The 10,094-nt window shown below is 74.2% G+C and carries 8 protein-coding genes and 1 pseudogene; 2 read left to right on the top strand and 7 right to left on the bottom strand.

Going from position 1 to position 10,094, the window contains the following annotated elements; all coding sequences use genetic code 11:
- Window positions 1-92 precede the first annotated feature (92 nt).
- On the top strand, window positions 93-1,148 hold the full coding sequence (gene lgt, locus ACFYY1_RS04720) for a prolipoprotein diacylglyceryl transferase (RefSeq protein WP_388580770.1): 1,056 nt from the start codon (window positions 93-95) through the stop codon (window positions 1,146-1,148).
- Between the two features lie 61 nt (window positions 1,149-1,209).
- On the opposite strand, the gene ACFYY1_RS04725 is transcribed toward lgt, so the two are convergent.
- From ACFYY1_RS04725 to ACFYY1_RS04755, 7 genes and pseudogenes are all read right to left on the bottom strand, one after another.
- A complete protein-coding gene (locus tag ACFYY1_RS04725) occupies window positions 1,210-2,016 on the bottom strand; it encodes an HpcH/HpaI aldolase/citrate lyase family protein (protein WP_388580773.1) in 807 nt (268 codons plus the stop codon).
- Window positions 2,013-3,212, bottom strand: a complete 1,200-nt coding sequence (locus ACFYY1_RS04730; protein WP_388580776.1) for a CaiB/BaiF CoA transferase family protein — start codon at window positions 3,210-3,212, stop codon at window positions 2,013-2,015. The genes ACFYY1_RS04725 and ACFYY1_RS04730 overlap by 4 nt, the downstream gene beginning before the upstream one ends.
- Window positions 3,209-4,093, bottom strand: a complete 885-nt coding sequence (gene rbsK, locus ACFYY1_RS04735; RefSeq protein ID WP_388580779.1) for a ribokinase — start codon at window positions 4,091-4,093, stop codon at window positions 3,209-3,211. Before rbsK ends, ACFYY1_RS04730 begins: the two co-directional genes overlap by 4 nt.
- Window positions 4,090-5,463 (bottom strand): ADP-ribosylglycohydrolase family protein, encoded by a 1,374-nt coding sequence (locus ACFYY1_RS04740; protein WP_388580782.1) that lies wholly within the window; start codon window positions 5,461-5,463, stop codon window positions 4,090-4,092. Before ACFYY1_RS04740 ends, rbsK begins: the two co-directional genes overlap by 4 nt.
- On the bottom strand, window positions 5,460-6,647 hold the full coding sequence (locus tag ACFYY1_RS04745; RefSeq protein ID WP_388580785.1) for an ADP-ribosylglycohydrolase family protein: 1,188 nt from the start codon (window positions 6,645-6,647) through the stop codon (window positions 5,460-5,462). Before ACFYY1_RS04745 ends, ACFYY1_RS04740 begins: the two co-directional genes overlap by 4 nt.
- Window positions 6,589-7,785 carry an ADP-ribosylglycohydrolase family protein gene (locus ACFYY1_RS04750; RefSeq protein WP_388581516.1) on the bottom strand — a complete coding sequence of 399 codons (1,197 nt, stop codon included), beginning with the start codon at window positions 7,783-7,785 and terminating at the stop codon, window positions 6,589-6,591. Before ACFYY1_RS04750 ends, ACFYY1_RS04745 begins: the two co-directional genes overlap by 59 nt.
- A gap of 180 nt (window positions 7,786-7,965) precedes the next feature.
- Window positions 7,966-9,039 (bottom strand): annotated as a pseudogene (locus ACFYY1_RS04755) (ADP-ribosylglycohydrolase family protein); the annotation flags it as partial.
- 263 nt (window positions 9,040-9,302) lie between these two features.
- On the opposite strand from ACFYY1_RS04755, the gene ACFYY1_RS04760 reads away from it, so the two are divergent.
- Window positions 9,303-10,037: a VIT1/CCC1 transporter family protein gene (locus ACFYY1_RS04760; RefSeq protein WP_388580788.1), complete on the top strand. Its 735-nt coding sequence runs from the start codon at window positions 9,303-9,305 to the stop codon at window positions 10,035-10,037.
- Window positions 10,038-10,094 lie beyond the last annotated feature (57 nt).

Genomic DNA, 10,094 nt, shown 5'->3' on the forward strand with positions numbered 1-10,094 from the left:
CCGGCAAGGGGAATCGATGACCTGCCCGTTACCCAGAAGTTGTCGGGTGGGTTGCCGTACGCCCCACCCGGCAAGGTAGCGTCGACCTTGCCATGGACCTTGCCTACATTCCCAGCCCGTCGACCGGCGTGATCAATCTCGGCCCGATCCCGCTCCGCGGCTACGCGTTCTGCATCATCATCGGTGTCTTCGTCGCCGTCTGGTTCGGCAACAAGCGCTGGGTCGCCCGGGGAGGCAGATCCGGCACCGTTGCCGACATCGCCGTCTGGGCCGTGCCCTTCGGCCTCGTCGGCGGACGGCTCTACCACGTCATCACCGACTACCAGCTGTACTTCAGCGAGGGTGAGAACTGGGTCGACGCCTTCAAGATCTGGCAGGGCGGCCTCGGTATCTGGGGCGCGGTCGCGCTCGGTGCCGTGGGCGCCTGGATCGGCTGCCGCCGCCGCGGGATCCCGCTGCCCGCCTGGGCCGACGCGCTCGCCCCCGGCCTCGCCCTGGCCCAGGCCTGCGGCCGCTGGGGCAACTGGTTCAACCAGGAGCTGTACGGCAAGGCGACCGACGTGCCGTGGGCGCTGGAGATCAGTGAGGGCCCCAACCGGGTCGCCGGCACCTACCACCCGACGTTCCTCTACGAGTCGCTGTGGTGCGTCGGTGCCGCCCTGCTGGTGATCTGGGCGGACCGCCGCTTCAAGCTCGGACACGGCCGGGTGTTCGCCCTGTACGTCGCCGCCTACTGCGCGGGGCGGGCCTGGATCGAGTACATGCGGGTCGACGAGGCCCACCACATCCTGGGCCTGCGCCTGAACGTGTGGACCGCGCTGATCGTCTTCGTGCTGGCCGTGGCGTACTTCGTGATCTCGGCGAAGCTGCGGCCGGGGCGCGAGGAGATCGTGGAGCCGGGCGCCGCGGAGGAGGCGGCCGAGGCCGCTGAGGCGGCGAAGACCGGTGACGCCGAGGGCGTGGAGGCCGCCAAGGACGACGCCGGCCCCGGGAGCGCCGAGGATTCCAAGAAGGACGCGGCAGTCAAGAGCGACACGGATTCCACGACCGACGCGGACTCCACGAGCGACGCGGAGTCCAAGAGCGCCGAGGCCGCCGTCACGACTCTGGAGAAGAACGACACCGCGGAAGCGGCCAAGAACGGCTGAGCCGTGTGAACCCGTGCGTGGGGCCCCGGACCGATCGCGGTCCGGGGCCCCACGCGTGTGCTCAGGCGCCGGCCAGCGCCAGCGTCCGGCGGGCCGAGGCCACCACCGCCGCGTCGACGAACCGCCCGTCCGGCAGCGCCAGCGCGCCCTCGTCCGCCACGGCCGCCGCCACGATCTCCGCCGCCGCCTCGATCTCCTGCGGCGTCGGGCGGAACGCCCGCTCGATCACCGGGAGCTGGCGGGGATGGATCGCCGCCCGGCCCAGGAAGCCCAGCGCCCGGCCGTGCGCGCAGGACGCCCACAGACCGTCCAGGTCCCGGACGTCCGGGAACACCGACTGGGCGGGCGGGGCGAGCCCGGCGGCGCGGGCGGCGACCACCACCCGGCTGCGCGACCAGTCGAGCCCGGCGTCGTCCCGTACCCCCAGATCGGCGCGCAGGTCCGCCTCGCCGAGGGCGATGGAACGCACCTGGGGGTGGGAGGCGGCCACCGAGTACGCGTGCTCGATGCCGAGTGCCGACTCCAGCAGCGGACAGAGCGCGACCCCTGGCGCCACGGCCGCGATGTGATGGACGGACGCCGCATGCGTGATCTTGGGCAGCCGGAGCTCGGCGAGCCCCGGCAGCCCCGCCAGGGCGAGCACGTCCGCCTCGGTGTGGACCCGGACATGGACCGGAACGGCCGTGTCCCCGGCCGCTTCGGAGAGCAGCTCGGCGGTGGCCGACAGGGCGTAATCCTTGCGGTCCGGCGCGACCGCGTCCTCCAGATCCACGATCACCACGTCCGCGCCCGAGCCCCGCGCCTTGCGCACCACCTCCGGCCGGTCCCCGGGGACGTACAGCCAGGTGAGCGGGACCGCCGCCGTCACAGGACCTGCTCCGCCCGCAGCGCCGCGATCTCCGGGCCCGACAGGCCCAGCGCGGTGAGGATCTCCTCGGTGTCCGCGCCGTGCGGCCGGCCCGCCCAGCGGATCGCACCCGGTGTCTCGGAGAGCCGGAACAGCACGTTCTGCATGCGCAGCGGGCCCAGCTCCGGGTCGTCGACCTCGGTGACGGAGTCCAGGGCCCGGTACTGCGGGTCCTCCATCACGTCCTGGACGTCGTGGATCGGCGCGATGGCCGCCTCCGCCTTCTCGAAGGCCGAGACCGCTTCCTCCCGGGTGTGCCGGGCGATCCAGTCGCCGACCGCCTCGTCGAGCTCGTCGGCGTGCTCGGCGCGGGTGGTGCCGGTGGTGAACCAGGGCTCGTCGATCAGTTCGGCCCGGCCGACCAGGCGCATCACCCGTTCGGCGATCGACTGCGCGGAGGTGGAGACCGCGACCCAGTGCCCGTCCGAGGTGCGGTAGGTGTTGCGCGGGGCGTTGTTGCGGGAGCGGTTGCCGGTGCGCGGCTGTACGTAGCCGAGCTGGTCGTACCAGATGGGCTGCGGGCCGAGCACGGTCAGGATCGGCTCGATGATCGCCATGTCGACGATCTGCCCCTGGCCGGTGCGCTCCCGTCCGGCGAGCGCGGCCATCACGGCGTACGCGGTGGCCAGCGCCGCGATCGAGTCGGCGAGCCCGAACGGCGGCAGCGTGGGCGGCCCGTCCGGCTCCCCGGTGATCGCGGCGAACCCGCTCATCGCCTCGGCCAGGGTGCCGAAGCCGGGGCGGTGCGCGTACGGGCCGAACTGCCCGAACCCGGTGACCCTGACCAGGACCAGCCGCGGGTTGACCGCGTGCAGCTCCGCCCAGCCCAGGCCCCAGCGCTCCAGCGTCCCCGGCCGGAAGTTCTCGATGATCACATCGGTCCCGGCGGCCAGCCGGAGCAGGATGTCGCGGCCGCCGGGGGTGGACAGGTCGAGGGTCAGATTGCGCTTGTTGCGGCCGAGCATCTTCCACCACAGGCCGACGCCGTCCTTCGTGGGGCCGTGCCCGCGCGAGGGATCGGGCCTGCGCGGATGCTCGACCTTGATCACCTCGGCGCCGAAGTCGCCGAGCAGGGTGGCGGAGAGCGGACCGGCGAAGAGCGTGGCGAGGTCGACGACCCGCAGCCCGGTCAGGGGAGCCTGCGCGGGCGCGTTCACGCGGCGTCGATCTCGGTGCGGTACGGCATGGAGGTCGAGGCGCCCGGCCGCTGTACGCACAGCGCGGCGGCCGCCGACGCCCAGGCCAGTGCCTGGGGCACGGGCCGCCGCTCGCCGAGCGCGACGGCGAGCGTGCCGACGAAGGTGTCGCCCGCCCCCGTGGTGTCGACGGCGGTCACCTCGGGCGCGGGGAGGACGACGGGTTCGCCGCCCCGGGCCGCGTACAGGCAGCCCTTCGAGCCCAGCGTGATGACGACCGCGGGCACCTGGCTGAGCAGGTACCGCGCCGCCGCGTGGGGGTCGGTGAAGCCGGAGAGCTCGGCCGCCTCGTGCTCATTGGGGATCAACAGGTCGACGCAGTCGAGGAGTTCGGAGGGCAGCGGCTGCACGGGGGAGGGGGTGAGGATGGTCCGGACGCCCTGGGCGTGGGCCACCCGGGCGCCCTCGATCACCGCGGACAGCGGCAGCTCCAGCTGGAGCAGCAGCAGATCGGCCTCGGCGATGGCGGCCATCTCGCCGGGACCGATGGCGGTGACGGTGCCGTTGGCGCCGGGGATCACCACGATGGAATTGGCGCCCGTGTCGTCCACGACGATGTGCGCGGTGCCGCTGGGGCCCTCGGCGGTGTGCAGCAGATCGGTGTCGATGCCCGCGTGCTCCAGGCCGGCCCGGAGCACGGTGCCGTACTCGTCGTCGCCCACCGCGCCGATCATCATCACCTCGCCGCCCGCGCGGGCGGCGGCGACGGCCTGGTTGGCGCCCTTGCCGCCCGGGACGGTGCGGAACTCCCGTCCGGTGACGGTCTCGCCGAGCTCCGGAGCCCGTTCGACGTAGGCGACGAGGTCCATATTGGTGCTGCCTAGCACCGCGATGCCGGTCATGGGCACAGTGCCTCCTTGTGGGTGAGCCGGTGGGTCTGTTCGGCGAGTTCGTCGAAGCCGATGCCGTCGAAGCCGGGGACGGACGAGGCGAGCCGGTTCTTCAACGGGGCGGTCCAGCGGTCGGGCAGCAGCGAAGGGGCCCCGGCCAGCAGCCCGGCGAGCGAACCGGCGGTCGCGCCGTTGGAGTCGGTGTCCCAGCCGCCCGACACGGCCCGGCAGACGGAGAGCGAGAAGTCGCCGTCGGCATGGGTGAGGGCGGCGGCGAGCAGCGCGGCGTTGGGCAGCACATGGACCCAGTGGTACCTGCCGTACTCGGTGTGCAGCCGGTCGGCCACCGCGTCGAAGCAGGCGCTGCCGCGGGCCGCCGCGACACCGGAGCGCACCGCCCGCGCGAGCCGTGAACGCGGCGGTACGACGCGCAGCCCGGCGGCCAGGCACCCGTGCACATCGCTCCCGCCCCCGGCCGCCTCGGCGAGTGCCGCGGCGGTGAACATCGCCCCGTACACCCCGTTGGCGGTGTGGCTGAGCACGGCGTCCCGATGGGCCTGCTCGGCCGCGGCCGCCGGGTCGCCCGGGTGGGTCCAGCCGTGCACATCGGCCCGGATCTGCGCGCCGATCCACTCCCGGAACGGGTTGCGGTACCCGGCGGTGTGCGGGGGTTCGATGCCGTCCAGCAGATTGCGGTACGCGACCCGTTCGGCGGTGAAGGTCCGGCCGGCCGGGAGCTCGTCCAGCCAGAGCCTCGCGAGATCCCCGGTGGTGAAGGACGGACCGTACCGCTGGAGCAACAGCACCGTGAGCAAGGGGTAGTTGAGGTCGTCGTCCTCGGGCATGCCGTCGATGTTCTCGGCCAGCGAGTTGGGTGCGGAGCGACGGTTCCAGGGGTAGGTGGCGGCCAGCGGGGCGGGCAGGTTCTCGGCGGTGAACCAGGTGGTGAGCGGCCAGTTGCCGGTGGCGCGGGCCAGGGCGCGGATGCCGTGCAGCGGCAGCTTCTCGACGGGCTTGCCGAGCAGACAGCCGGCCGCCCGGCCCAGCCAGGCGGCGTGCAGCCGGTCCCGGCTCACCGGCGGAGCGTCGGTGCGGGGCGCCGGCCAGTCCGGGCACGCGGCCCGGATCGCGGCCAGGTCCGTCGGCTCGTCGGTCGCCGACGGCGCTTCCAGCAGGGCGAGTTCATCGAGCAGCCGCTCGGCGAGCACGCGCAGCTCCGGCGCCGGCGGGGTGGAGGCGCCCGCGCGTTCCGGGGCCGGGGCACCGCCCGCCTCGTACCACCGGCGCGCGATGTCCCGCGCGTCCCTCCCGTCCTCGGCCGCCTGGCGCAGTTCGTGCCCGACGAGGTCCTCGGGCTGCACCCATGTCACCCGTACGGTCATGGCGTACCCGCCAGCGCGGTGAACGCCGACTCGTGCGCGCGGCGCCGGGCGGTGTCCCGTACGAACACCTCGCGGGCGACGTCCGCCAGGGTCCGGGCGGGGGCGTGCAGATCCAGGCGGCTGGCCCCGGCGACCGTTTTCACCCAGTCGGCGGGGAGCGCCCGCTCGCCGTGGAGCGCCCCGGCGACGGCGCCGCTCATCGTGGCGATCGAGTCGCAGTCCCGGCCGTAGTTGACCGAGCCGAGGACCGCGTGCCGGTAGTCGCCGCCCGCGACGAGCAGCATCCCGAGCGCGATCGGCAGCTCCTCGATGGCGTGCAGCCGGGACGGCCGGCGGGCTCCGAGGGACGGGGCGCGGTAGTCGGGGCCGACCGTGTCGAAGGGGGCGACGGCGGTACGCAGCGGGGTCAGCGCCGACTCGAAGTCGCTGTGCCCGGCGGCCACTTCGCACACCGCCTCGATCGCGGAACGGGTGCCGTCCTTGGCGAGCGCCAGACAGGTCTCGACGACGCTCGTGGGGGTCGCGCCCGGGGCGCAGGCGGCGGCGACGGCCGCGGCGAAGACCCCGGCCGCCTCCCTTCCGTAGCTCGACTGGTGGGCGCCCGCGACATCCAGCGCCTCGGCGTACGCGGCCTCGGGGTGGGCGGCGTTGACCAGGCCGACCGGGGCCATGTACATCGCCGCACCGCAGTTGACGATGTTGCCGTTGCCGGCCTCGCGCGGATCGATATGGCCGTAGTGCAGCCGGGCGACGATCCACTTCTCGGCGAGGAAGATCCGCTGGAGCGGCAGCGCCTCGGCCTCCAGCTCCGGGATCCAGCGAGGGCCGGAGATCAGCTCGGGCACGAGGTGGCCGGCGACCGCGTAGGCATCGAGATGGTCGCGCACCGTGCCGTACACCCGTACCAGCGCATGGGTCATCAAGGTGTCGTCGGTGACGTGCCCGTCGCCCTTGTGGTACGGGGCGATGGGGCGCGCGGTGCGCCAGTTCTCGCCGTCCCACGGGCCCACGACGCCCTCGATCCGCCCGCCGTGGCGGGCCACGATCTGCTCGGGGGACCGGCCCTCCACCGGACCGCCGAGCGCGTCGCCGACGGCGGCACCGACGAGAGCGCCGGCGATCCGTTCATCGAGTGTGAGTGTCGTGGGTCCGGCCTCGGACAGCGCGGTCGTCAGGGATGTCATGTCCGAATTGTCCACCCGGAGGCTTCGGTTCCGTGTCTGCCAGCAGCCCGGCGAGTTCGATGAGATCGGTCCCCGCGAGACGGGGCAGCGCACAGCCCGCGAGGGTGCGGCAGGCTTCCCGCCAGCCGTCCGGGACGGCACCGATCCCGCCGAGCGCACCGGTCAGCGCGCCGGCCAGGGCGGGCGCCGAGTCGGCCACCCGGGACAGGCAGGCGGCGGCGGGAACGGCCTGGGCGATCTGGCCGCGGGCGGCGGTGGTCAGGGCGAGGGTGACCGGGACCGTTTCGGCGGCGGCGATCCCGTAGCTGTAGACGTGGTCGACGATCTGATGCTCCAGCACGGGGACGAGGGCGAACGCGCCTGCCGCCTCCCCGACGAAGTCGCGGGCGATCCGGACGGCGTGGGCGGCGTTGCGGGCGATCTCGGTGCCTTCGGGGAGCTGGGCGAGCGCGGCGTTCACCGCGGTGTCCACGTCCGCCCCGCCCAGCGCCTCGGCGATCGCCGCGGCCATCGCGCGGGCACCGTGCACCCCGTCGCCGTCCTGGGTGTAGCGGGCGTCGAACTCGGCGAGGCCGGCGGCGGCTTCCGGGTCCGCGGGGTGGGCGACGGCGAGCACGGCGGCCCGTACGCAGGCCGCGTCGTCGAAGTAGTGCGGGTTGTCGTGGCCGGTGGCGGGCGGGCGCAGCCCGGCGGCGAGATTGCCGAGCCCGGCCCGTACCGAGATCCGGGCGCGCAGCGGGAGCACCGCGGATTCGACCTCGGGGGCACGGGCGGCGGCTGCGGCGACCTCGGCGGCCAGGGCGTTCCACGCGACATCGACGGCGGCCCGCATCCGGCGTTCGGGGGAGAGCCCGTGCAGGGGGCCGGCCGCCGATGTGAGCAGGGTCCCGGCGGCGAAGGCCGCCCATTCGGCGTCGTCGGAGGGTCCCAGCCGCAGCGGTTCGGGCGGCTGGTTGAGCGCGATGGGGACGGGCAGCGTGGTGGTGGCGTTCTGCTCGGCGAAGGTGTCGAGCTCCCGGGTGAGCCGCCGGGTCCACTCGGGCATCCGGGCGGCCCGGTGCCGGGCGGCGGGCCAGCCGGCGGCGTCCCCGGAGGCCAGCCCGAGCAACAGCCCCTCGATCCGGGCCCGGTGCGCGATCGCGGTGCGGGTGCGGGGGCGGGTGCGGGCGGCCGGCGAGGGGGGAGCCTCGCGCGAGGGTGGTGCGTCGGCCGGCGTACGCGGATGCTCCGGGGGGCCGTCGGTGTCCGTGCGCGCACGGGTACGGGCACGGGCCGGGCCCTCGATGTCGGTGCCGCCCCCACCCCCACCCGTCTCGTCCGCCTCGTCCGCCTCGTCCGGAGTGAGCAACTCCGCGATCTCCAGGACGTGGTGACCCCGCATCGTCGGCAGGCAGCTGCCCCGGACCGGGCCGATCGCGTTCCCCCAGTGCCGCGGGATCGCAGAAGCCCCGTTCAGGGCGCCGGCCAGGGCCCCCGCCACCGCGGCCGTGGTGTCCGCGTCGCGGCCCATGTTGACCGCCGTCAGCACCGCCGTACGGAAGTCGCCGCGCGCCGCCGCGAACGCCCCGAAGGCCAGGCCCACCGCCTCGGGTGCCAGGTCCGTCCACGGGTAGCCGCCGACCACCACCGCGGAGCGCACCGCGCGTTCCATGGTGAGCCGGTCGGGGTAGCCGCGCTGCGCGGCCGCCACCGCGCGCCGCAGCGAACGCGCCGTCCAGGAGTCCATGGGGACGACCGACAGCGCGGCGGCGATCACCGAGGTGACCCCGGCACCCGTCATCGCGGCGGCCACCCCGGCCGCCACCGCCTGGCCGCCGTAGATGCCCTCCCCGTCATGGCTGACCCGCCCGTCCACCGCGACCAGCCGGGCCGCCTCGGCCGGCCGGCCGGCGGCGAAGACACCGAACGGTGCCGCTCTCATCGCCAGGCCGTCGCTCCAGGCGTGCCGGTGCTGGGCGGAGATCGGGGCGGCGAGCCCCCGGCGCAGGTTCTCCAGCGTCCCGCGCTCGCTGAACCCGGCACCGCGGAACGGCCCCTCGTCGAGATCGGCGATCCACAGGTGCCAGGCCCGCTCCACATGAGTGACGGTCAGCGCGGAGCCGTGCCGGGCGAGCAGCAGCCCGGAGAAGATCGCGTACTCGGTGTCGTCGGTGCCCGCGGGGTCGTCGCTCACGAAGCCCTCGATCCGGCCCCAGCGGCGGCGGATCTCCGAGGGCCGCAGGTTCTCCGCCGGTGCGCCCAGCGCGTCTCCGACCGCGAGACCGAGCAGCGAGCCGCGGGCCCGGTCGGCCAGGCCGCCCCGGGCCACCGCGCCCTGCACCGCGCCGTCCGGCACCGCCGCCTCTTCGCCGCCGGTCCGCGGCTCCGCCGGATTTCCTGCGATCAACTCCATCGCGTCGACCCTCCGCTCGCACCGAGCCAGTTCTCGTCCTGCTCGATATGTGCCACGCGGAGCCCGGACAGAGGCCGACAATCGCAACAAAAGGGCCAGTCGGATGAAGAGTCAGAACCACTAAGCCAGGCCGTACTTACCTGCTCACGGAGCGTGGTAAGTACGGCCTGCCTTGCTGGCGGGAGCCGTTTTTCGTGCGTACTTTCGATGGTGTTGAGCGGGGGCGGAGCGAGGAGATCCCGCTGCCGGAGAAGGGGAGAGCTGTGTCCATCATCGAGACCGACGCCGTACTGCACGAGGCGCACCGGGACAACCACACCCACCGTGATGTGAACGGCGGCTGGCTGCGTCCGGCGGTGTTCGGCGCCATGGACGGGCTGGTCTCCAACCTCGCGCTGATGACCGGTGTCGCGGGTGGCGCCGTCTCCCAGCAGACGATCGTGATCACCGGCCTGGCGGGCCTGGCCGCCGGCGCGTTCTCCATGGCGGCCGGCGAGTACACCTCCGTGGCCTCGCAGCGCGAGCTCGTCGAGGCCGAACTCGACGTGGAGCGGCGGGAGTTGCGCAAGCACCCCAAGGACGAGGAGCGGGAGCTCGCCGAGCTCTACCAGTCCCGTGGCGTCGAGCCCGCGCTCGCCCGCGAGGTCGCGCGGCAGCTGTCGCGCGACCCGGAGCAGGCCCTGGAGATACACGCCCGCGAGGAGCTGGGCATCGACCCGGGCGATCTGCCCTCGCCGCTCGTCGCCGCGGTGTCGTCGTTCGGCGCGTTCGCGCTGGGTGCCCTGCTGCCCGTGCTGCCGTATCTGCTCGGCGCGAGCGCGCTGTGGCCGGCCGTGCTGCTCGCGCTGGTCGGGCTGTTCGCCTGCGGCGCGGTGGTGGCCAGGGTGACGGCCCGCAGCTGGCTGTACAGCGGGCTGCGCCAGCTGGTGCTGGGCGCAGCCGCGGCGGCCATCACCTACGGCCTGGGCACGCTGTTCGGCGTGGCCGTCGGGGGCTGACCCCGTCCGGGGGCCGCGGTTTCGATGGTCCGGGCATCCATTTCCGCAGGCGGGGGA

Source organism: Streptomyces sp. NPDC001890, from assembly GCF_042891445.1.
In the GTDB taxonomy this organism is placed as follows: Bacteria; Actinomycetota; Actinomycetes; order Streptomycetales; family Streptomycetaceae; genus Streptomyces.

What these genes read in the sequence shown, in the direction of transcription:
- lgt (WP_388580770.1), top strand. Translation starts at nt 93, where the DNA reads ATGGACCTTGCCTACATTCCCAGCCCGTCGACCGGCGTGATCAATCTC.
- ACFYY1_RS04745 (WP_388580785.1), bottom strand. Translation starts at nt 6,647, where the DNA reads ATGACATCCCTGACGACCGCGCTGTCCGAGGCCGGACCCACGACACTC.
- rbsK (WP_388580779.1), bottom strand. Translation starts at nt 4,093, where the DNA reads ATGACCGGCATCGCGGTGCTAGGCAGCACCAATATGGACCTCGTCGCC.
- ACFYY1_RS04740 (WP_388580782.1), bottom strand. Translation starts at nt 5,463, where the DNA reads ATGACCGTACGGGTGACATGGGTGCAGCCCGAGGACCTCGTCGGGCAC.